Source organism: Blautia sp. AF34-10 (assembly GCF_003477865.1).
GTDB lineage: Bacteria > Bacillota > Clostridia > Lachnospirales > Lachnospiraceae > Fusicatenibacter > Fusicatenibacter saccharivorans.
Genome location: NZ_QUED01000005.1, coordinates 1 through 22,851, shown reverse-complemented (window position 1 = coordinate 22,851; position 22,851 = coordinate 1). Strand labels below are relative to the sequence as shown.

22 protein-coding genes and 1 pseudogene are annotated in these 22,851 nt (G+C 47.8%); 3 read left to right on the top strand and 20 right to left on the bottom strand.

Annotation, left to right across the window (positions count from 1 at the left end):
* Positions 1-185 precede the first annotated feature (185 nt).
* The 3 genes from DWZ60_RS04290 to DWZ60_RS04280 all read left to right on the top strand — a co-directional run bounded on the left by DWZ60_RS04290 (position 186) and on the right by DWZ60_RS04280 (position 2,170).
* Positions 186-524 (top strand): PqqD family protein, encoded by a 339-nt coding sequence (locus DWZ60_RS04290; protein WP_022462364.1) that lies wholly within the window; start codon positions 186-188, stop codon positions 522-524.
* Positions 521-928, top strand: coding sequence for a hypothetical protein (locus DWZ60_RS04285; RefSeq protein ID WP_118640580.1), 408 nt, complete (start codon positions 521-523; stop codon positions 926-928). Before DWZ60_RS04290 ends, DWZ60_RS04285 begins: the two co-directional genes overlap by 4 nt.
* Before the next feature lie 120 nt (positions 929-1,048).
* Positions 1,049-2,170 carry a radical SAM protein gene (locus DWZ60_RS04280; protein ID WP_119221300.1) on the top strand — a complete coding sequence of 374 codons (1,122 nt, stop codon included), beginning with the start codon at positions 1,049-1,051 and terminating at the stop codon, positions 2,168-2,170.
* Positions 2,171-2,364: 194 nt separating this feature from the next.
* Here the strand turns inward: DWZ60_RS04280 and DWZ60_RS04275 are convergent, their stop codons facing one another.
* The 20 genes and pseudogenes from DWZ60_RS04275 to DWZ60_RS17230 all read right to left on the bottom strand — a co-directional run.
* Positions 2,365-2,784: a glycoside hydrolase N-terminal domain-containing protein gene (locus tag DWZ60_RS04275; RefSeq protein WP_279220312.1), complete on the bottom strand. Its 420-nt coding sequence runs from the start codon at positions 2,782-2,784 to the stop codon at positions 2,365-2,367.
* 97 nt (positions 2,785-2,881) lie between these two features.
* Positions 2,882-5,059: a glycoside hydrolase family 3 C-terminal domain-containing protein gene (locus DWZ60_RS04270; RefSeq protein WP_442857790.1), complete on the bottom strand. Its 2,178-nt coding sequence runs from the start codon at positions 5,057-5,059 to the stop codon at positions 2,882-2,884.
* A gap of 199 nt (positions 5,060-5,258) precedes the next feature.
* Positions 5,259-5,864 carry a type IV toxin-antitoxin system AbiEi family antitoxin domain-containing protein gene (locus DWZ60_RS04265; protein WP_022462444.1) on the bottom strand — a complete coding sequence of 202 codons (606 nt, stop codon included), beginning with the start codon at positions 5,862-5,864 and terminating at the stop codon, positions 5,259-5,261.
* A 316-nt stretch (positions 5,865-6,180) separates the two neighbouring features.
* A pseudogene (locus DWZ60_RS17855) lies at positions 6,181-7,136 on the bottom strand (pyridoxal phosphate-dependent aminotransferase).
* 245 nt (positions 7,137-7,381) lie between these two features.
* Complete coding sequence (locus DWZ60_RS04250) at positions 7,382-9,046, bottom strand: peptide ABC transporter substrate-binding protein (protein WP_119221296.1); 1,665 nt, start codon at positions 9,044-9,046, stop codon at positions 7,382-7,384.
* Positions 9,047-9,138: 92 nt separating this feature from the next.
* Positions 9,139-10,164, bottom strand: a complete 1,026-nt coding sequence (locus DWZ60_RS04245) for an ABC transporter ATP-binding protein (protein WP_117801253.1) — start codon at positions 10,162-10,164, stop codon at positions 9,139-9,141.
* Positions 10,157-11,200 (bottom strand): ABC transporter ATP-binding protein, encoded by a 1,044-nt coding sequence (locus tag DWZ60_RS04240; RefSeq protein WP_119221295.1) that lies wholly within the window; start codon positions 11,198-11,200, stop codon positions 10,157-10,159. The genes DWZ60_RS04245 and DWZ60_RS04240 overlap by 8 nt, the downstream gene beginning before the upstream one ends.
* 5 nt (positions 11,201-11,205) lie before the next feature.
* A complete protein-coding gene (locus DWZ60_RS17850; protein ID WP_243038207.1) occupies positions 11,206-11,748 on the bottom strand; it encodes an ABC transporter permease in 543 nt (180 codons plus the stop codon).
* Between the two features lie 8 nt (positions 11,749-11,756).
* Complete coding sequence (locus DWZ60_RS17845) at positions 11,757-12,110, bottom strand: hypothetical protein (RefSeq protein WP_243038206.1); 354 nt, start codon at positions 12,108-12,110, stop codon at positions 11,757-11,759.
* Positions 12,111-12,122: 12 nt separating this feature from the next.
* Positions 12,123-13,037 (bottom strand): ABC transporter permease, encoded by a 915-nt coding sequence (locus tag DWZ60_RS04230; RefSeq protein WP_118601248.1) that lies wholly within the window; start codon positions 13,035-13,037, stop codon positions 12,123-12,125.
* A 96-nt stretch (positions 13,038-13,133) separates the two neighbouring features.
* A complete protein-coding gene (locus DWZ60_RS04225; RefSeq protein WP_022462439.1) occupies positions 13,134-13,472 on the bottom strand; it encodes a P-II family nitrogen regulator in 339 nt (112 codons plus the stop codon).
* A gap of 42 nt (positions 13,473-13,514) precedes the next feature.
* Positions 13,515-14,726, bottom strand: a complete 1,212-nt coding sequence (locus tag DWZ60_RS04220) for an ammonium transporter (RefSeq protein WP_119221294.1) — start codon at positions 14,724-14,726, stop codon at positions 13,515-13,517.
* Between the two features lie 75 nt (positions 14,727-14,801).
* Positions 14,802-15,140 (bottom strand): P-II family nitrogen regulator, encoded by a 339-nt coding sequence (locus DWZ60_RS04215; protein WP_055221847.1) that lies wholly within the window; start codon positions 15,138-15,140, stop codon positions 14,802-14,804.
* Between the two features lie 249 nt (positions 15,141-15,389).
* Positions 15,390-16,199 (bottom strand): 2-hydroxyacid dehydrogenase, encoded by an 810-nt coding sequence (locus tag DWZ60_RS04210; RefSeq protein ID WP_158581214.1) that lies wholly within the window; start codon positions 16,197-16,199, stop codon positions 15,390-15,392.
* Complete coding sequence (locus DWZ60_RS17840) at positions 16,196-16,423, bottom strand: hypothetical protein (protein WP_243038205.1); 228 nt, start codon at positions 16,421-16,423, stop codon at positions 16,196-16,198. The genes DWZ60_RS04210 and DWZ60_RS17840 overlap by 4 nt, the downstream gene beginning before the upstream one ends.
* 88 nt (positions 16,424-16,511) lie before the next feature.
* Entirely contained in the window at positions 16,512-17,885 is a 1,374-nt protein-coding gene (locus tag DWZ60_RS04205; protein ID WP_119221339.1) for an MATE family efflux transporter, read from the bottom strand.
* A gap of 689 nt (positions 17,886-18,574) precedes the next feature.
* On the bottom strand, positions 18,575-18,844 hold the full coding sequence (locus DWZ60_RS04200; RefSeq protein ID WP_022462435.1) for a hypothetical protein: 270 nt from the start codon (positions 18,842-18,844) through the stop codon (positions 18,575-18,577).
* A 1,002-nt stretch (positions 18,845-19,846) separates the two neighbouring features.
* Positions 19,847-21,004: an FprA family A-type flavoprotein gene (locus tag DWZ60_RS04195; RefSeq protein ID WP_118640593.1), complete on the bottom strand. Its 1,158-nt coding sequence runs from the start codon at positions 21,002-21,004 to the stop codon at positions 19,847-19,849.
* 355 nt (positions 21,005-21,359) lie between these two features.
* A complete protein-coding gene (locus DWZ60_RS04190) occupies positions 21,360-22,427 on the bottom strand; it encodes a helix-turn-helix domain-containing protein (RefSeq protein WP_119221293.1) in 1,068 nt (355 codons plus the stop codon).
* A 187-nt stretch (positions 22,428-22,614) separates the two neighbouring features.
* The coding region (locus DWZ60_RS17230) for a hypothetical protein (RefSeq protein WP_158576303.1) at positions 22,615-22,851 on the bottom strand (237 nt) is incomplete at its 5' end.

Sequence of the window (22,851 nt, the reverse complement as noted above, 5' to 3'; positions counted from 1 at the left end):
TTTGAGCAGATTACATTCCCATCTTTTTCCAGTTTTTACTTGACTTTTCCTAGTTCTTCTTCTATAATCTTTTTGTAATGATAAATGTAATTTATTTCTGCGAACATTCTACATATTTTTCTTGCTGACTGCAGAAATACTTTCTGCCTGAAAAGGCACAGCATTTTGCAAGAGGGGAGTTTGTGATGGAACCGATTGCTTCTCCGACCCGGTCGGATTTGTTACAAAAGATAAATGAAAAAAAATATCGTGTCAATTCCGATTATCTGCTGCGTGAAATTGCAGGGGAATATGCGATTATTCCCGTTGGGACTGCCTGTCAGATTTCGAATGCAGTGATGGTTCCAAACGATACCGCTGCATTTCTCTGGAATGCTTTTCAGCAGCCACGTACCATTTCGGAAGTCGTTGCACAGGCGTTAGAGGAATATGAGGCTGCGGAAGATACGATTCAAAATTCTGCTTTAAATTTTGTGCATGATACTTTAAGGTATGCATTATTAGAGGAGGTTATATCGTTATGAAGAAAGAGTGGATGGAACCTGTTGTTGAGGTTCAGGAATTTGCTGCAAATGAATATGTGGCGGCCTGCGGGGATAGCGGGAAAGTTTATAAATTTGTCTGCGATGCTGGACAATACGGTCATAATTATAATGTTTATTATTATGATGGATCTGGGCAAAAAAAATATATCGCAAAAGAAGACTCATGGGGAGGCTGGGGCTCTCAAGCTCAATTTTCTGGATATCATCCTTGTAACAAGACTCATGAAGCGGAATCTGACAGTGGATTTATCAGTGGTTTTATAGATGACCAGTCTACCCGCAATGATGAAGCAACCCCCGTTGTCATCTGGACCGAAAATGGTACAAACGTTCATTGTACTACCAGATTAGACATCAATACTTGGGAAACCGCCAAATCCTGATTTTTCCACTAAATAATAATTTTTCAAACCACAGCAAAAGGATCGAACCCACTCGTTTCGATCCTTTACTATACCTATTAATAATTGGTTCATCAAACCACTTTTTTCGGAGGAACCTTTATGAACTACATGGACGACGCTTCCACCTTCGAGCGTTCTTTTCTCCAGAAAGCGCGCCAGCAGCACATTCCTATTACCGGCGCGCTTGAACTTCTGCCACTCTGCAATATGAACTGCGACATGTGTTATGTCCGTCTGTCCCATTCAGAAATGGAATGTCAGGGACAACTCCGCACAGTTGATGAATGGATTCTGCTTGCACAGCAGATGCAAAAAGCCGGTACACTTTTTCTTCTTCTGACCGGCGGTGAACCACTTCTCTTTCCTGATTTCAAAACACTATATCTTGAGCTTCGAAACATGGGTATGATTCTTACCATCAACACCAATGGAACCCTGCTGGGCGAATCCTGGGCTGATTTTTTTGCTGAGTACAGGCCGCGCCGCATTAACATCACGCTCTACGGTGCCGATGCCGCTTCCTATAACCGTCTCTGCCATTACCCCCAGGGCTTTGATCAGACCGTCCGCGCCATCCGTCTGCTCCGCGAACGAAACGTTGATGTCAAAATCAGCTGTAGCGTCACTAAAAAGAACGCGCATGATTTTCCAAAAATCTTTGTTCTCGGAGAAAAGCTTGAAGTCCCCGTTCATGCCGATCACTATATGATGCCCGCCGTCCGGGAACGCTCCCTTCCTTTTGATGCTCAGGTCCGCCTGAACCCGGAAGACGCCGCTGCGCTTGCCCTGCAGACACTGAAACTGCAGCTGACCAGCGATATTTTCCGGCAGTACGTTCATGAATCCATCCACCGCGTCAACAATCCGTCTTTTCCACGGGACAATGGTCATATCTCCTGTCTTGCCGGAAACTGCTCCTTCTTCATCAACTGGCAGGGCTTTCTTTTCCCCTGTGTGATGTTATCCGAAATCTCCGCCCCTGTTTTTGATCTTGGATTTATTTCCGCCTGGGAAAAAGTTTCCGCCGCTGCACAGAAGATTTCCCTAAGTTCCCAATGCTGTCAATGCCGTTTGCAACCGATATGCCGCACCTGCGTCGCAGCCGCGTTTTTAGAAACCAGTTCTTATCGGGGAATGCCTGGTTATCTCTGCCGCTATTCCGAGCATTACTATCACCTGCTGCTGGCAGAAGAAGCTTCTTTTTCCTCCATCGCCTTATAGTCTTTACATATGCTGAAAACGCCGGACAGATTTTTCTCTGCCCGGCATTTTCTATCTTCATGTTTATGATTCAAGCAGCTGCAATACCGCATCCAGCATAACTGTCTCACCTTTTTCCAGCTTTACCGCTTGACGCATCTCTCCATACACAACTTCCCCTTCATACGCCTGATCCGCCGTAACCGCACACCGTGTCAGTTTTCCATTCTCCCACGCAAGTGCAATCGATGCATTTCCAACCAGCCGCAGGCTTTCACTTCTCCATGATCCCACGCCTTCGGCAGCGCCGGAAGGAGAATGATTTTGTGTTCTCTGCTCTGCGCCATCGCGCGCTCCAGCTTTTCGGTAATCTTCTCTGCCTCTTCGATCACCAGAGTATGACCCATGGTATACACACGGCCGCCCGTTGCTTTTGCCGACAGGCACATGGCAAATTCCAGGGCATTTTTTCCTAGGTTTCCGCTCAGATAAATCGTGTGATCGTTGACCTTTCCTGTACGGTCAAAATATTTTGCACGGTTCAGCATCCCCTCAACCGACACTTTTCCCCTCGGTGCACGAAGATGCAGCACCATACAGTCCGCCGGTCTGGAAATGAAGCAGGTTCGGCAGATTTCCAGCGATCATCGCACCAAGCCGTCCATTCTGTCACCAAAAGAGGGAGGCAGACGATTCCACCTCCCTCTTCGTTTTTCAATTTCTATCTAATACTTAATACTCGACGTTCTCTTCATTTCCTTCTTTTCTGACCGTCAGAATCTCTGCCTCACGTCCTGTCAGCGCGCGGCTTCTTTCGCCCGGCTGCTGTCCACCGATGGAGATTTCATACTCGCCCGGCCGTACGACACATCCGCCGTCCTCTGTGATAACAGCAAAATCTCTTGCATGCAGTGTCACGGAAACCTCTTTTTCTTCTCCTGCCTGCAGTTCCACGCACGCGATGCCTTTTAACTGGAAGCCTGGCTCACCCGGCTGTGCGTGTTTGTATTTCACATAAACCTCTACGCTCTCATGCAGCGGATATGCACTCTCATTCTTCACCTTCGTGCACACGGTCACATCGTCGAGCACCGCGCTCGTCTCCTGCTCCGTTTTTGCGCCGCTGTAGGAAATTGTTCCATACGTCAGTCCATATCCAAATGGATACAGAATATTTTTATCAGTATAGCGGTAAGTTCGTCCTGCCATGCTGTAATCGGTGAACTCCGGCAGATTTTCTGTTCCCTGATAGAAAGTCACCGGCAGTTTTCCGTTCGGTGCATAATCGCCGAACAGCGCCTCTGCCACGGCTTTTCCGCCGCGCGCACCCGGATACCAGCTGTCAAGAATAGCCGGTACATGCTCCTCGGCCCAGGACAGGTCGATGGCACTTCCTGCCGAGAGAACGAGGACTACCGGTTTTCCAACCGCTGTGATTGTCTCAAGCAGTTCCTCCTGTAAGCCCGGCAGATTGAGACCCAGCTTATCGCCGCTCGCGTATTCGTTTCCGGCATCGCCTTCCTCGCCCTCAACAGTTGCATCAAGTCCAAGGCACAGAACGACAACGTCTGCGTGCTCAGCGGCAATGACAGCCTCTTTGAAACGGTCTTTGTCCTCGCCGAGTCCTTCGACTTTATTTTTATACAGATGGCAGCCCTCTGCGTATGTCACTCTCACATCATCACCGACATACTGCTGAATTCCTTCCAGCGGCGTGATGTATCTGGACGATGTTCCCTGATAGTTTCCAACCAGCGCTGCTCTCGAGTTCGCGTTCGGTCCGATCACGGCGATACTGCGGATCTTCTTCACATCGAGCGGCAGCATGTTGTTTTCATTTTTCAGCAGAACCATACTTCTTCTCGCTGCCTCGACGGACAGATCAACATGCTCCTTGCACTCGACTAGATCGTAGGACAGATCTTCGTACGGTGACGGATAGTCTTTCATCATACCGAGGCGGATGCGGATTTCCATCAGGCGCTCAACTGCCGCGGTGATTGCCTCTTCGGATACCAGGCCAGCCTCGTATGCTTTCGGCAGATGCAGGAAAGCAACGCCGCAGTTCAGGTCACAGCCGTTGTTGACGGCACGCGCTGCGGACTCCTCTACATTTTTGGTCACTCTGTGGTGCTCATGGAAATCTACGATTGCCCAGCAGTCGGAGACAACATGGCCTTCAAAGCCGAACTCATCGCGCAGGATGTCCTTTAACAATGTCTTGCTTCCGCATGCCGGTTCACCGTTGACACGGTTATACGCGCCCATGACTGCCTCGACTTTTGCATCCTTGACACAGCGTTTGAAGGCATACAGATAGGTGTCATACAGATCATGTTTGCTGACTCTTGCGTCAAACTCATGGCGGATCGCCTCTGGGCCGCTGTGGACGGCGAAATGTTTGGCACACGCCGCTGCCTTCGGGTGATCCGGGTCCGGTCCCTGTAATCCGCGGATGTAGGCGCATCCGAGCTCACCAGTCAGATACGGGTCCTCACCATATGTCTCATGGCCACGGCCCCATCTCGGATCACGGAAAATGTTGACGTTCGGTGCCCAGAAGGTCAGGCCTTTGTAGATGCCGCGGTCGCCTTTTCTCGAAAACTCGTTGAATTTTGCACGTCCCTCGGTAGAAACAACATCACCGATCTCCTGCAGCAGCTCTTTATCAAACGTTGCTGCAAGGCCAATAGCCTGCGGAAATACCGTTGCCACACCAGCTCTTGCCACGCCGTGCAGCGCTTCATTCCACCAGTTGTATGCCGGAATGCCAAGACGCTCGATCGCCGGTGACTGATAGACCATCTGGCTCATTTTTTCTTCCAGCGTCATCTGGGAAACCAGCTGTTTTGCATACTCTCTCGTCTCTTTACTCATAGGTAAAATCCTCCCGAAATTTGTTGCCTCTATTATATCGCCGCGTTTCCCGTTCGGCTAGTCAAGTATTGCTCTTTGCTTCTCATTTTATGCGATTTTTGCGAACAACACAGGGGAACATACGAGGAAATCGTGTATGCGTAACCATCCGATATACACGCAGAAACTCCCGGCAGAATTTCTCGTATAAGATCTTCCGTCGGGAGTTTCCCTTATCTATTCCTGTGAAATTTTATTTCTGATACTCTTCCTCGATATTTTTTACCGCACGGAGCTTGTTCGCGTATTCCAGAATCTCTTCTTTGGAATATTTCTGTTTCCGGCACCAGGTGAGGATTTCTTCTTTTACTTCCTCCGGCATCTTGTTGTTCATGCGCAGACAGTCACAGAAGGTTCTCTTCGGAGAATAATATTTGTAGGAACCAAACTCTGTCTTTTTCTCACAGATTTCACCCGGGACATCGGCATTCTGGAAATAAAAACGTCTGATTTCAAAATTTTCCAGATCCATTTTTTTTCGGTCTGTCCGTGCTGTTGCAACTGCAATCGTAGCCGGCTCTTCTTTCAGCATTCCGGCAAGCCATGCAGCACTGTCCATGCAGATGACTGCGCGTGGGTTTACTTTCGCAATTTCAATATATTGATAGTCTTCCGGTTTTTCATAACCACAGTCCTTGCACCAGTACCAGCCGCGTGCAAATCGTTCCAGACTTCCTTCCTCTTCCATTTCTGCCAGCTGCAGTACAGTCACCTGATGATCTCTGAGGTCTGCGAAGCTCATATATCCATGATGTTCTTTAAATAACGTCGTGATCTTCTGGTATGTTTTAAAAAGCATATTTTCTTTCCCCTTTCAGGATGTGATACATGTTTTTTCATCTATAGGCGTTTGCACATATAATATTCCAATTTTCATGGAATGGCAAGCACTAATTTGCAAAAACCATGTTTTTTCTCTGTTTTTTTCTTATTAGCTGCTGCTAACATATTTCTCTTTTTATCACTTATAAGTATACCTTTTTTACCTGAAATATGCAACCTGCTGATCCGCTTTTTCTGTTCTCATACCAGCAGAAAAAGACCGGATTTTTTACTTCTCATCCGGTCTTTTTCTCTTTCATTCTATCTTTTAACGTTTACCGTAAAACCTTTTTTCACTCTGCCGCTTCCAGAATTTCTTTTAATGCTTTGATATAAAGTTTACACTCCTCCATCGTTCCCACGCTCACACGGCTCATCTCAAAAGCGCCGATACGGATGCCCTTTTCCATCAGCTGTTCCTGAATCCAGGCAGGATCTTTTCCGGTATCGAAGTAGATGAAATTCGACTGGGACGGATAAACCCTGCAGCCAAGCGCTGCCATCTCTTTTTCCAGATATTCTCTTCCCTCCACGATTTTTGCTTTCTGCTCCTGATAATATTCCTGGTCTGCCAGGCCTGCCACTGCCGCTTTCTGGGCACAGACATTCAGGTTCCAGGAAGCGGAACATTTCCGCATGATTCCAATCAGCTCTTCGGAGCCCAGCGCATAGCCGACACGAAGGCCTGCCATCGCATAATATTTGGAAAAGGTACGGAGAACCAGAATCGGTTTTTCCGGATGCGCTTTCATATAATCAACCATACTGCAGCAGTCCGGCTCGGTGGCAAACTCCATGTATGCCTCATCCATCACCAGCAGAACGTCCTCCGGAAGGGTATCTGCGAATGCTTCCAGCTCCCCGATCGCACATACGTTCCGGTCGGGTTATTCGGATTGCAGATCACCACGATTTTTGTTTTTTCACCAATTTTTTCTTTCATGGCAGGGAGATTAAATTTCTGCTCTTCGGTAACCGGTACGGAAACCGGCACACCGCCGTTTAAGTATGCCATATCGGCAAATGCCCCGTAGGTCGGCGCGGAAAACAGCACCTCATCTCCCTCGTCCAGAAAGGTCAGTCCGATCATATCGATCATCGCACTCGATCCGGCGCCGGTCAGTACATTTTCTGCTTTTAATCCGTACTGCTCTGCCACCTTCTGTTTCAGCAGTACTGCCGCAAAGTCAGGATAAAAATGGCTTCCCGCCATAGAGTCCTCCAGTGCCGCCACTGCCTTCGGTGACATTCCGTAATTGTTTTCGTTTAATCCCATATGGATCAGTTTTGAGGTGTCCTTCGCAAATGCTTTCTGACGTTTGCTCGGCGGCATACTCTGTAATACGTGGCTGATGATTTTATTTACTTCCATATTCATTTCCTCCTGTTTTCACGGCTTCTATTGTTTTTTTTCCGGAAAATTACCGTTTTACGGCTCCCCTCGAAACAGCTGCTAAGCCATCTGCGGAGCCTTCCCGTTTTCCGATTTTTTGCTTAAGACTCAGAAGAGCTGTCTCCTAATACCAGATATTTGGTACGGATCATGTTTCTGGACGGGTCAATCTCAAAGTTTGTGATGTCGGTGCTTACCAGATAAATATTGGAAGAGTTCAGTACCGGTACGCCGAAGCAGTAGTCGTTTACCAGTACGCTCTCAGCCTGGTGCAGCAGCTCAAATCTGGCGGTCGGATCGCTTTCCTCATTCGACTGTGCCATCAGTTCGTCATACTCCGGGCAATTGGTCTTGTTATCGTTGTAGCTGTCGTTGGAACGATACATGGAAAGGAAGGTGAACGGATCGGTAAAGTCTGCAGTCCATCTCATGCGGGCAAGCTGGAAATCACCGGATCTTCTCTCTGCTACCTGTACCTGCTGCTCCTCTGCCTGAAGCTCCACCTCGATGCCAAGGTTTGTTTTCCACTGTGCCTGCAGGGCCTGTGCCATATCGCTGTCGAGCTGGAGGCTCGGGTATTTGTAGGTGATGGCCGGGAAGCCTTCTCCATCCGGGTAACCGGCCTCTGCCAGAAGCTCTTTTGCCTTGTCCGGATCAAAGCCGATCGGATCTTCCTCTGCTTCCTCTGCCCAGTCCTTGCCGCTTGCGGAGGATTTCAGATGTTTTGCTACGAAGAAATCACTTGCCTCATAAGAGGAACCGCACGCGGAAGCTACCTCATCGCGGTTGACTGCCATAGAGAACGCCTGGCGGACGCGGACATCGTCAAACGGTGCTTCATTTACATTAAACAATACGTAGTAGCTTGTCATGGCCGGAGAAGTAATCAGCTCATCGCTGTCTTTATACTCGTCCATAACAGTATAATCTGCTGAGATAAAGTTCAGCTCACCGGATTTATACGCATTGATGATGGACTGTGTATCGTCCATAACCATTTTTTTGATCGTATCGGTTTTAATCCGGTCTGCCTGAACGTAATTTTCATTTTTCTTATAAACGCTGTATTGGTTCGGTACATACTCTGCGAGGTAGTACGGTCCGCAGCTTACCAGCGCATCCATGTCATTTCCCATTGCCCAGTCGCCGTTGGTTTCGGTCTGAAGCTCGCGATGCGTCGGCATATAAACCGGAAGTACAAAAAGCTGTTCAAAGTAAGCGCATGGCTCCTTTAAGTTGAACACGATGGTCTTGTCATCGCCGGTGTCTACACCAAGACCGCTCTCATCGCCGGTTCCGTTGTACATTTCCTCAGCTCCCGCAATCGGGTAAAGCATTGAGGAATAACCACTCTTGCAGTTCGGATCCAGTGCGCGGACAATGGTATTTTTGAAATCGGCACTTGTCACATCGTCTCCGTTACTCCATTTTGCATCGCTGCGGAGGTGTACGGTGTACTGTGTCATATCCTCATTGACATCAACGCTTTCTGCCAGAATGTAATCCCAGGAACCGTCCTCTTTCATTTCCATGATCGGGGCCATACACACATCATCGTAGGACCACCACCATAAACCGCTCTCTCCTGCACTGTCCAGGCTTCCGGCCTCGGTATTCATTGTTGTCACAATCATATCGGAAGTACTGCCGCTTTTGCCTCCTCCGGAAGAGCTGCTGCTTCCTCCGCTGCTTCCGCATCCGGCAAGGGATCCTGCCAGAAGAACAGCCGCTGCCACTGTCGCTGTTGCTTTCCATAATTTTCTCATAATGTTCGCCTCCTTTTGCTGCTGATGCTTGTTTGAAACACAGCTCCGCTCCCCGGAACCTCTGTTCCCGAACCTGCCGCACCGGAATGGTTCTATTTTGCTCCGGCCAGCAGCGGTTCGATTGCCAGACCCTCCCTCTGTCTCAAATACCGCGGGGAATATAAGAAGCAAGCCACTTTCCTGCCCTCAATATCATACGTTGCCGGGCGGGCCTGGCTGCATTCTTCCATAGCGTAGGGGCACCTCGTGTGGAACGGGCATCCTTTCGGCGGATGGATCGGACTCGGGATTTCGCCTTCCAGCAGGATTCGTTTTCTGCTTCTTGCGGTCTTCGGATCCGGGATCGGCTCTGCAGAAAGCAGTGCCTTCGAATATGGGTGAAGCGGACGGCGGTAAACATCATTGGATTCTCCGATCTCTACCATGTGTCCCAGATACATGACACCGATCCGGTGGCTGATATGCTTTACCATGCCAAGATCGTGTGCGATAAAGAGATAGCTGATACCCTCTTTTTTCTGAATATCCTCCAAAAGGTTGATGACCTGTGCCTGGATGGAAACGTCGAGCGCCGAAATCGGTTCGTCGCAGACGATAAAGTCCGGTTCGAGTGCCAGCGTTCTCGCAATTCCGATTCGCTGTCTCTGGCCGCCGGAAAATTCATGCGGATATCTTCGGATGTGGTCCGGTTTTAATCCAACCGTTTCCAGCAGCTCCTGCACGCGTTTTTTTCGCTTTTTTTCATCGTACATGTGATGAATCACCATCGGCTCCTCAATAATCTCACCGACGGTAAAACGGGGATTTAAGGATGCATATGGATCCTGGAAGATCATCTGCAGCTTCTGCCGGTAGGGAAGCATCTTTTTCCGGGAAAGCCTGGAAATATCTTCTCCCTCGAAAACGATTTCGCCCTTTGTCGGCTCATAGATCCGTAAAATCGTGCGGCCAAGTGTACTTTTTCCACAGCCGGATTCTCCGACCAGTCCGAAGGTTTCCCCTTTTTTTACCTCGAAGGAAATACCATCTACGGCAATGACCTTCTGTGCTCCCTTCATTCCTCTGTTCACATCAAAGTATTTACACAGGTTTTTTACTTCCAGTACATTTTCACTCATTGGCAGCCGCCTCCTCCCCGGAAACTGTGATTTTTGTTTCATCCATACATTCCAGCCAGCATCTGCAGCAGTGCGTCTCGCTGTAGGTTGTCACCGGAGAGGCCTGTACCTCACAGATCTTCATAGTGTAAGGACAGCGGCTCATAAATGCGCAGCCCTTCGGAAGCTTTAAGAGGTCCGGCGGTGTTCCCGGAATCGGAACGAGCGGTTCGTCGTTATCCTTTGCCGAATTGTTGATACTGTTCAGAAGACCTTTCGTGTACGGATGATGCGGTTCGTAGAAAATCTCATCGACGGTTCCCTCTTCTACGATCTGTCCTGCGTACATAATGGCAATCCGGTCACACATAGAAGCGACAACGCCGAGGTCGTGGGTAATCATAATAACGGAGGTTCCTTTTTCCTTCGTCAGCTTTTTCAAAAGCTCCAGAATCTGTGCCTGTACGGTCACATCCAGTGCGGTTGTCGGCTCATCTGCGATAATCAGCTTCGGATCACACGCCAGCGCCGTCGCAATAATGATTCTCTGCCGCATGCCGCCGGAAAATTCAAATGGATACTGATCGAGCCGTTTTTCCGGACTTGGAATTCCGACCTGCCGCATCAGCTCAATGGCTTTCGCTTCCGCTTCTTTTTTAGAGCAATTCTGATGCTTTCGAATTCCCTCTGTCATCGGAATTCCGATTTTCAGGATCGGATTCAGAAATGTCATCGGATCCTGGAAAATCATGCCGATGCGGTTTCCGCGGATCTGCTGCATTTTCTTTTCATAAGCCCGTTTTTCTTTCCGGTCCTTCGTGTGCGGCGGAGAAATGTTTTCTCCGTCGAAAAGGATCTCTCCTTCTTCCACTCTGCCGTTCGATGCCAGAAGCCCCATCAGGGTCAGCATGCCGACACTTTTTCCGGAACCGGACTCGCCGACAATACCAAGTACCTCGCCCTCTTCCAGATGGTAGGAAACATCGCGGACTGCGCTGACGGTTCCCTGCTGCGTTTCAAATTTTGTTGTGAGATGGCTGATTTCGAGTAAACTCATACGCTTCACCCCCTGGTTTTCTTTGGATTAAAGGCATCGCCGATTCCCTCACCGAGAAAGTTCAGGGAAAAAATGGTGATACAGATGCAGATGGTCGGCAAAAGCAGCTGTCCCGGGTGCATGGTAAGCACCTGACGGGCATCTTGTGCCATGGAACCCCAGCTTGCCATCGGAGCGGAAATGCCGATTCCGATGAAGCTTAAGAAGGCTTCGGTGAAAATGGCATTCGGAACAAGGAAAGTAATCTGTACAATGATCGGTCCGATGGCATTGATCAGCAGGTGGCGGAACAAAATCCGCGCATCGCTTGCTCCGATGACGAGTGCTGCCATGGAAAACTCCTGCTCCTTTAAGGCGATCAGCTGGCCTCTTACCTGACGAGCCATGCCGATCCAGCCCGGAATGCAGATACCGATCAAAATGCTTCGTACATTCGATCCGAGAACCATCATGATCAGAATAACGTAGATCATAGATGGCATTGCGTAGATGATATCCACAATACGCATCACAAAGTTATCAAATTTTCCACCAATGTAGCCGCACAATCCACCGATCACCACACCGAGTACGGTGTTGATGACGGCTGCTCCGAAACCGATCGCCAGGCTGATACGGCTCCGTAGCAGAGTCTTGTAAATACATCACGGCCGAATTTGTCGGTTCCGAAAATGTGCTGTGCCGAAAAGCCTGCGTACTGATTGGCTGCGTCCTGTGCATCGTATGCGTAGGGGCTGATCATCGGCCCGAAAATGGAAACCACCGCCAGAAGGAGGATGACGACCAGTCCGAGGACTGCCATTGGATTTTTCTTAAATCTTCCCCATGCCGCTTTCCAGAAGCTTTTGCTCTCCACGGCAATAAACTCGCTGTTCTTTTTGGATGGATCAATCGGTGAAAACCAGTCCATAACAGTCACCTCCTAGTTTGTCAGTTTGATTCTCGGGTCAATGAGCGAACAAATGATATCCACTGCCAGGTTTGCAACGGTGATAATCACACCGATGAAAACACTGAAGCCAAGGACTACGGTGTAATCACGGTTCGTGATCGCATTCGTAAATTCACGTCCGATTCCGGGAATGGAAAAAATAGATTCTACAACAAAGCTTCCTGTGATCAGAAATGCGATGGCCGGTCCGAAATAGGTGACAACCGGGATCAGTGCATTTTTAAGGACGTGACGCGCGGTGATGTACAGATTGCTAAGTCCCTTCGCTCTTGCCATCGTTACGTAATCCATCTGAATCGCCTCGGAATACGTACTCTTGGTCAGTCTGGCAATCGAAGCGATCTGTCCGAATGACTGTGCTGCCACCGGAAGAATGTAGTTGGCCGGAGAACCAAGACCGACGATCGGGAGTACCGGCCACCAGACACCGAAAACCATCATCAGCAGGATCGCTGTGACGAATCCCGGGATACTGACTCCCAGCGTCGCAATTCCAAGCAAGGTATTTTTCACTGCCAGCCGCTTGCTCGTCGCCATCCAGATGCCCATCAGAATACCGATGAAAGCGGATACCGCGATAGAGAGAAGCCCGATGCTTAACGTATACGGAAATCCTCTTGCGATCAGTGTATTAACAGAAACGTTCTTTTTATAGGAAATGCCGAGATCCCCGTGCATCAGATTTTCCATGTAAAGGATATACTGTTTCCACATGGGTTCATCCAGTCCGTAGGTCGATTCAAGCTGTTCAATCGCGCTCTGGGAAAGATTATCTGCCTCGAACGGGCTGCCCGGCATAATCCGAATCAGGAAAAAGGTAATGGTGATCAGTGCCCAGATCGTCACCACTCCGATGAATAAACGTTTTATGATGTATCTTACCATGCAGCATTCCTCCCGTTCCGGCTTTTTTAGCTCAGAAGAGGCAGCCGAACGATCTGTTCTGGCTGCCTCTTTGCACCTTTTTACTGTCTTTTGTTTTTATAATGCTTCCTCGCCGCGCTGGCCGGTACGAACCCGGATGACATCTGCCACTTTCTCGACAAAAATCTTTCCGTCTCCGATATTTCCGGTACACAGCTTCTTTTCCAGGAAGCCTTTTAATACTTCAATTGTCTTATCGTCACCGACGGTCTCGAATTTGCATTTCATCAGTACATTCGGTCCGCTCATGGTTCCGCGGTACATCACCCGGTAACCCTTCTGGTTTCCATATCCGGTGATATCCGTTTCCATCACGCCGTACACGGCACACGATTCCATGATGTCGATGACATCCTCCCGGTTCGCGGGTTTGACAATAACTGTCAGCTTTTTCATATCCGCACCACCTTTTTATTGATCCTTTTTCATCGATTCTTTTTATTTGTCATTGTGGAAGTGGAAGTTTGCATAAGCGCTGCATCCGTGCTCGTGCATATCCAGTCCGTCGATCTCTTCCTTCTCGGTTACGCGAAGTCCGATGGTCTTTTTCAGGACGAAGAACAGGATAAAAGCCAGGATCAGGGTATATGCTGCAACTGCTACAAAACCGATCAGCTGGGTGATAAAGCTGCATCCCTCGCCGAAAATACCGGTAAATAAGGTTCCGAGTGCTCCACAGACACCGTGTACACTGATTGCACCAACCGGGTCATCGATTTTTACGACTTTATCAAAGAATTCAACCGCAAATACAACAACGACACCTGCAACTGCTCCAATGAACAGTGCCTCGTAGTCGTTCACTACATCACAGCTTGCTGTAATAGCTACCAGTCCGGCCAGTGCGCCGTTCATTGTCATACTGATATCCGGTTTTCCATAACGTACCCAGGTAACAATCAGGGTAACAAGTGTTGCTGCTGCTGCGAGGTTTGTGGTCATGGCAATGTCGCCAAGATTGTAGGTTGCTGCTGTGGTCGATCCACAGTTAAATCCGAACCAGCAGAACCAGAGGATAAAGACGCCAAGTGCTCCAAGCGGAAGGTTATGACCAGGAATAGCAACCGGTTTTCCCTCTTTTGTGTATTTTCCGATACGAGGTCCGACCATTTTTGCACCGGCAAGGGCACACAGACCGCCGACCATATGAACTGCCGTAGATCCTGCAAAATCATGGAACCCGATCTGGCTTAACCAGCCGCCGCCCCAGATCCAGTGTCCGGTGATCGGATAAATGAAAACGCTGATGGCTGCGGAGTAAATCAAATAAGAGATGAATTTGGTTCTCTCTGCCATAGCACCTGATACAATCGTGGCCGATGTTGCACAGAACACAGTCTGGAAAATCATAAATACGCCGATCGGCAGTCCGTTGAACATGCCATCTGCATCTGCCAGCGATTTCGGATGAAAGAAACCTGCTGTTCCGATAAAGGCATTGCTTCCTCCGAACATCAGCGCAAATCCGATGATAAAGAAGAAAATAGAGCCGAGCACGAAATCCATCATGTTCTTCATCAGAATGTTTCCGGAGTTTTTCGCTCTTGTAAATCCTGTCTCCACCATGGCAAATCCGGCCTGCATAAAATACACCAGAAAGGCTCCGACCATGGTCCATACGATATTGAGTAATACCTGTGTGTTTTCCATAATAAGTTCCTCCTCATTCTCATCTCTTACCTGTTCCCGTCTGCAGATCTTCTGAAACGGTAACTTTAAGATTTTTTAAAGTGCCTGTTCGCCGTGCTCACCCGTTCGGATCCGCACTGCATCTTCGACATCGTAAACGAAAATTTTTCCATCGCCGTAGTTTCCGGTTGACAGGTTTTTTACAACAAAATCAACGATTTTCGGAACCTTGTCATCCTCCACAACGGTTTCCACTTTAACCTTCGGAAGCATTTTGGCCACGATTTCCGCTCCGCGGTACATCTGACGATATCCCTTCTGGTTTCCATATCCAAGGATATTCGTGATCATCATACCGTTTGCCTTCTGCTCCTCGAGGAGTAGCTCCAGGTTTTCAAGGCTCTCCGGACGAATTACAATTTCCAGCTTTTTCATGATTTTCCCTCCCTTTCCGAACCGGCTCCTGTACAGCTTCTGATTTTTCCGGCTGCGGATTTCTTTTTTATCCGCCTTCCCGGTTTTCTCTTCCATTCATTTACCGGCTCTGCTGCTTCTATATAGAAATCTGTTTTCTGACAGATTTTCTAACCTCTTCTTTCATGCCCGGACTGTTCCGCAGCTCTGCTGTTTTTACAGTTGTTTTTACAGTCGTTTTTTTGCAGCTGTTTTCACAATCCGCTGTTTTTAATTAATCACACTCGTCGGCATTCCCTCCAGGTAAGACCGGAAGTTTTTCACCGCCAGATCTACTGCGCGGAGTCTTGCTGCCTTCGGCTGCCAGGCGATATGGGAAGTAATAAAGGTGTACGGCGACTGCATCAGCGGAATCTGATACTGCGGCGGCTCATTTGCGACAACATCGAGTCCTGCCATATAAACCTTTCTCGATTCCAGCGCCTCAAGAAGCGCCTCCTCATCGATGATGATGCCCCGCGCGGTGTTGATAATGATGACACCGTCCTTCATTTTGGCAAACGCTTCACGGTTCAGCAGATTTTCTGTTTCCTTTGTATGTGGACAGTGGATCGAGATTACATCCGACCGTTCGAAGATTTCTTCCATGCTGACCTGCTCGATGCCGTCATACTGCGGCCCCGCCTTTTTGTGACGGCTGTTTGCGATGACCTTCATGCCAAAGCCCTTTGCCATTCTTGCCGTCCAGAGGCCGATTGCGCCAAGTCCGATGATTCCCATCGTTTTCTGGTAGAGCTCAATCTGCGGCACGAACAGTTGATTGTAGCTTGCCTGCGGATTCGTTTCTTTTTCTTTCCAGTACCCTGTTTTGGTGTAATCGCTCTGTACCGTCACGTTATGACAGATGTTCATGAGCAGTGCCATCGCATACTGGGCAATGGTGACATCGCCGTAAATCGTATTCGTTATGGTCACGCCCCGGCGTCTTGTCATTTCCACATCGAAGTCTTCAAATCCATGTCCCAGCGTTGCGATATATTTCAGATTCGGATGCGCTTCAAAGAGCTTTTCGTTGATCACTCCTTTGTGGACCCAGATACCAAGTGCTGCGTCGGCGTTCCCGATCTGACTGCTGTAATCTTCGAGGTGTACCTCTTTTTCTCCTGATGGATGATACGGAACTTTCCAATCTGCGGTACGGTCTGCAGCATTTTGTTCCACTCTGCTTCTATTTCTTCGTACGTCAGATCGATGGTTCCCGGGTCTCCCTGAAAAACGACTACCTCATAGTTTTCTTCTTTCATACGCCTCGCCTCCTGTTGTACTTCTGTCTTTTTATGTTCCGATTTCAAGATGGATTTCCAGTATGCCGACAAGTTGATTCTTCTGTTTTTATTCTGCAAGAATTTCCTTTTCCTGTTGCCTTACAACGGATTTATTTTCCCATTTATGACCAAGATACCGGACAATGTAAAATCCTGCACGGACTACCCAGTCGAGGGTCTGTGCAATCCAGACACCAAGGAGTCCCACATGGAGGGAAACACCGATCAGATACGCCAGTGCAATTCGAACGAACCACATGGACAGGATGCTGACCGTCATCGTAAACTTGGCATCGCCGGCAGAACGCATCGTGTTCGGAAGGGTAAAGGCCAGCGGCCAGATCATCATACAGCAGATGCTGTGGTATCGAATCACAATCACTGCCATCCGGTAAGCGCCATCGGAAAGGTTATATGCTCCGGCGAACAGTGGTGCTGCTGCCAGAAGCAGGATATTCAGAATCCAAAGGAATGCGTAGGCTCCTGTGATCAGCTTCTTTGTATAGCTTCTCGCCTGCTTATAATCTCCCGCTCCGACACACTGGCCAACCACGGTTGTCATGGCAAGTCCCATCGCCGATCCCGGCATAAAAGCAAGCTGTTCCACGGTCATTGCACAGGCATTTGCTGCAATCGATGCTGTTCCAAATCCGGCAATCATGCTCTGGGTCAACAGCTTTCCGATCTGGAACATACTGTTTTCCAGTGCCTGCGGAACACCGATGGAAAAGATCTTTTTCATCATCTCCTTGTCCCATCCGGCCAGGGACCATTTCGTACAGTGGATCTCGTATTTTTCCTGATGCAGCAGTACAAGAATCACAATACTGGCAAAGGCTCTGGAAATCAAAGTGGAAAGTGCCACGCCTGCAACTCCCATGTCAAAGCCGAAAACAAAAACAGCATTTCCGATGATGTTCAGCGCATTCATCACGATGGAAGTAACCATTGAAATATTTGAGTTTCCCATAACCCGGAAAAGCGCCGCCCCCGCATTGTAGATTCCAAGAAACGGAAACGAAAGCGATGTAATGAAGAAGTATTCCACCGCGTAGGCCATAACCTGCTCTTCCACCGATCCGTAGACTACCCGGAGAATCCAGCGGTTTCCGAAAAAGGAAATGCCGCAGATGACAAGTGCAATCAGTCCGCAGATCATAACGAGCTGTTCGGCTGCGTGACACGCTGTTTTCTTATCCCCGCTTCCGAGGAACTGGGCTCCGACAACGGAACCGCCGCTTGCCATCGATGTGAAAATCACGATCAGCAGTACACAGATCGTATTGACAAGTGAGATTCCGGAAACAGCCGTTTCACCGGCTCCGGATACCATCACCATGTCTGCCATACCGACGGTAACGGCCAGCACCTGTTCCACAATCAAGGGAACGATCAGCCGGACCAGACGCTTTCGGTCAAATAAGACGTTTGTGTTTTCCATCGGACTTTCTCCTTTCCGGTTCTGCATTTTTTCTGTCCTGTTTCTGACAAAATCAAATCTGGTTTTCAGAAGCAGTCCCTGATACCTTTGATAACAAAAAACGACCTGGAAGTCTTCCTTCCAGATCGCCCCGTTGCGAACTTTTTACTGCCATTTGCAGGTATCCTTTGGATGGAAAAACGCGGCACAAAGCTTTCCCTTCGTACCGCGCCTTCGCGAATCCATTACTTATATGGAGTTTATCTTGAAAAACAGACAGATCATTTTCTGGTTTCCTGAGAGTGTTTTCCGGGAGAAATTTAAACCTGGGAGAAAGGGAAGAAATAAAAAAACGGAGAGATTCTTTTTTCAGAACCGCTCCGTTGCGTTGTCTTTATTTTGTTCCATTGCTCTGCTGTTTTTCAACATAGGCACATTCTAACGGAATTCCCGCTTTTTGTCAATCCTTAAATTTTTCGATGATTTCCGGTCTTTTTCGTCAGTTCTGTCAATTCTATACAATTTCGCCGATATTTTTTCAGTCATTTCTGAACATTTTTCTCATGAACCTTTGAGATTTCTTTGTTTTCTTTTAAAATCGCGGAAAAACTCCGGTAAAATTCTGTGAAAATTCAGAGCGAACGCCAGACTTTGCTTTCATCAAATATCCGCCACCTGTCCGGCGCCTGTTTGAAAAAGACTCCGGTATATCAGATCCAGTCAAAATCTCCGCCGGTAATCGCAAGACTTAAGAGTGCATCCATCTTTTCCACTTCCTCTTCGCCCTCAATTCTTTGCAGCAGCACTGCGGTATCCAGCACATCCTCCAAAGATTCGCCAGGTCCGATCTCATAATCCACCTCTGCCTCGCAGTCCGGGCATGGGATTTTTTCCATCGTCTGAAGGGATAAAAAGCGGTTGCCGCATTTCTTGCATTCATAATAACCACATGTTTTGGTTCCGTCTGGTACGTAATACATAGATTCGTTTCCTCCTATCCATTTTCCGTTTCTTATTCTACCATACTTACCTTGCCAAAACCAGCCATCTGAAAAAGAATCGTTTTTGTAAAAAACAACTCGTAAACACATGCGTACAAGTATTACACTGATTCTTGAAAGAAAAATGCCTTTTCAAAATATAATTTATTTTCAACAACGTTGTTGTACCAATTTATTTTCAGGAGGATATGACGATGCTTTTAAATAAAAAGGACGCTGTATGCTCTCGTTTCTTTCGAGGCTGCAGCGTCTTTTCTGCTTTCACGGCTCGCGCAGACCGCAGGGCAGTCAAACAGATTTTTCAGCAGACATAGTTTAAGCCCGATCGATTTATTTTTTTCTCGACCGGGCTTTAATGAATTTCCAGTAATTTCATTTTATACACCTGCTGCTTTCATTGATTTCGGGGTATTTCGTTATGTTCCTTTTGGACCGTACCTCCTGGATTTTTTTGTTTTTTATTTTTTCCCTATGGGCCTCTGCCTTTCATTGGAATCATCTCCTTTAGGTTCTATATGTAAACTCTTCAGAGATTTTTTTGATGTTCAGATTAACTATGCCATTGGACTGTACCTCTTACTTTCTTAGATTTCGTTTTGATGTTTCTTTTTCGTCTTGATGTTTCTTTCTTGTTTTTATTTTTGTTCTCTTTTCTTTTGTTGATCTTATATTAACTCATCTTCTCTGTTTTGTCAATACTTTCTTTTAATTTATTTTGTATTTTATTATTTTCAGAATATTGTGACATTAAAATCGAAAGATCAGAAACCTGATGCAGTCTCACTTACAAAGAGGCGGCCGCAGGCTTTCGCAAAATTCAACCCCCGGCTTTTTTTGACCCACCGCAGGGCGATCCTGCTCCCTCCGGAACTCCACAGAATCTTCTTTCCAAAAGAGGAGAACGAAAGACTCCGCTGTCTTTGCCTTTCGCAAAGTCCAGCGGAGCATTTTTCCCATATTCTTTCTTCTCTTCTTAATTTCTTATTTGCAGAGTTCCTCGGCCAGTGCCTCGATCTCTTTTACGTTCTCTTCCTTCACAGCGGACATTACTTTTACATTATTCTCTGTCCAGGTGATATTTTTGCTCTTCTCAAACATACCTTTCATCACTTTCGCTGCGGTCGGTGCCCAGCTTCCGTTTTCGATCAGACCGATGGTGCGGTTCTGGAAGCTGCGCTCTGTCAGACGGTTGATGAAATCCTGCATGAACGGGTAAATGCCTGCATTGTAGGTCAGGGTTGCGAGAACCAGCTTACTGTAACGGAAAGCATCCGCTACGGCAGCAGACATATCGTCTCTTGCCAGATCGTAAACAACGACCTTCGGGCATCCTTTTTCTTTCAGCTTATCTGCAAGCAATTCGGCAGCTTTTTTTGTATTGCCGTAAACAGAAGTATAGGCAACCACAACACCTTCTTCTTCCGGGCGGTAGGAAGACCAGATATCGTATTTTTCAATGTAGTGGCCAAGATTTTCCGTCAGAACCGGACCGTGCAGGGAACAGATTTTCCGGATATCCAGCGTACCTGCTACTTTCAGGAGCTTCTGTACCTGCAAACCGTATTTTCCGACAATACCGATAAAATAACGGCGTGCTTCGTCATCCCATGGTTCCTCGCGGTCGAGTGCACCGAATTTTCCAAAACCGTCTGCTGCGAACAGAACCTTGTCCGTGCTGTCGTATGTAACCATAACCTCCGGCCAGTGTACCATCGGAGCGAACACGAAGGTCAGAACGTGTTTTCCGAGCGTAAGGGACTCACCGTCCTTTACTTCCAGTTTCCTTCCGGCGAGATCCATCTTTGGGAAAAAGTTTTTCATCATGGCAAAGGTTTTTGTGTTTGCAACAACGGTTGCTTCCGGATATGCTTTTACGAAGTTTTCAATATTCGCAGAGTGATCCGGCTCCATATGCTGTACGATCAGGTAATCCGGTTTTCTGCCATCCAGTGCTTTCGCAACATTTGCCAGCCATTCATCCGCAAAGTTTGCATCTACGGTATCCATAACTGCCGTTTTTTCATCGAGAATTACGTAAGAATTATATGCCATGCCGTTCGGCACTTTGTACTGACCTTCAAACAGGTCTACCTGATGATCGTTAACTCCCGCGTAGATAATATCCTCTGTAATTTTCATAAAAATCCATATCCTTTCCATCTTGTTTTTTCCTGCCCGGAACCTGCTCCGAACCGTATATTTTTATATTATCCTATGATGGAGGAAAAAGCAAGGAAAAAGCAAGTAAAAATAGTAAAGATTACTATTTTTACTTGCTTTTCTCCGTTCACACACACGATATCCCTTTTCCACAGCTTGCAAATCATCACAATACTTCTATTTTACAGGCATGTTCTTTTGTTTCTTTATCATAACTGATTCCAACCGCCAGTCGCAAAAGCAAGTGCAGAAAGATTCCGAGCGTACATGCTGATACTATGAGTATAGTCTTTTTCTGTGGGAGGCGCAAGAATGGAATCCCGTTTCTCACTTCTTATTTATTTTCCGGGAAAACAATCTCTTTCTCTGGTACGCCTTCTGATTTGATGACGTAGCCGTCAACATCATCAAAATGAATCTTGTACTGATATTCGCTTTCACGTCCCTCTTTTGAGTCATCGACATCAGCGTAATAGGTAAGGCGAATTTCGAAAGTATTTTTGTTTCCTTCGCGCCAGGACTCATCGCCGATCAGCCAGTCGTTTTCGAGGTTTTTGTTTCTTTTCAGCAGCACCTCGGCGTACTGCTGTGCGCCCCTCCAGATTCCTGTGTTTTTGTACCGGTTCTGCATGGTGTTCTGATACTGCCACAGTGTTACAAACATGATCGTCGCCATAATTGCCGTGAAAAGAACGGTTTTGTATTTCTTTTCTTTTTTCTGTCTCTGCCGGCGGATACATCGAATGGTTCCGATCATCATCATTGCCAGAACAAACAGATACCACAGGGTCCAGAAGATCTGCTCTTTTCGTTCCAGACCGCCGGGAATGAATTCTGCCAGCTGATCGCCCCAGACGAAATTTACCAGGGATGCCAGAATGCCGATAGACAGAATGGATGCTGCCCCATAGACTTTCCGGCTTTCTTCATCATCGAGGTTCTGGAAGAAATACCACAGCGATACAAACGCTGCTGCCACCAGACCGCCTAGAATCAGGCCGCCGCCCACGTTTACGATCTTTGCCGCCCACGCTGCCGCTGCCACACCGATCACCAGAAATCCCGCGATCACGTTTGCGTTCCGGTCCTGTTTTTTCTGCTGCCTTGAAATGTCACCTGCGTTCTGCAGCATTTCGGCCACCTCCTTCTGAGTATACTGAATTTCCGGCGCCGCCTCTTCCTTCGCCTTCTCCTGCCGTTCGGAGCGCATCAGTTCCAGCACAGAAATCCCAAGTGCCTGAGCCAGCGGCTCAATCGTCTGGATATCGGGAAAGCCAAGTCCCCGCTCCCACCGGCTGACGGCTTTATCCGTCACATGAATCTTTTCCGCAAGCTCTGCCTGCGTCATCTTTTTCTCTTTTCGCATTCCGGCAATAAACCGCCCGAACTCTTTCGCTTCCACGTCGTGTCCCTTCCTCCTGCTGTTCCCGCACCGTCTCATGTTGCCCAGCGGAGCGTTTTTACAGTCTCAGAATAGGCGAAAATAGGCTGTTTTGTCAATCTACGAATCCTTTACCTGCGTTTTTACGCAAAAAAATCCCCGATTCGGCACAAAAGTGCCAAATCGGGGATCTTGTATTTTCCTGTATTTACAGCCCGATCATATTTGCAAACAATACGATCAGCGGAATAGCAATGATGGTTCTCTCCAGAAAGATCACCAGCAGTTTCCAGAAAGTGAACCTCACATGACTAAAGTCACGTGCTTCAAACCGCTTTAGGCGGCAGACAAAATATCGGCGGATACGCCTGTTTCTTAGATCTTGCGCGGATACGCGCTTCTTCCATGCCGGATACGGCAGGTCTCCACATAACAGGTAGTCCAC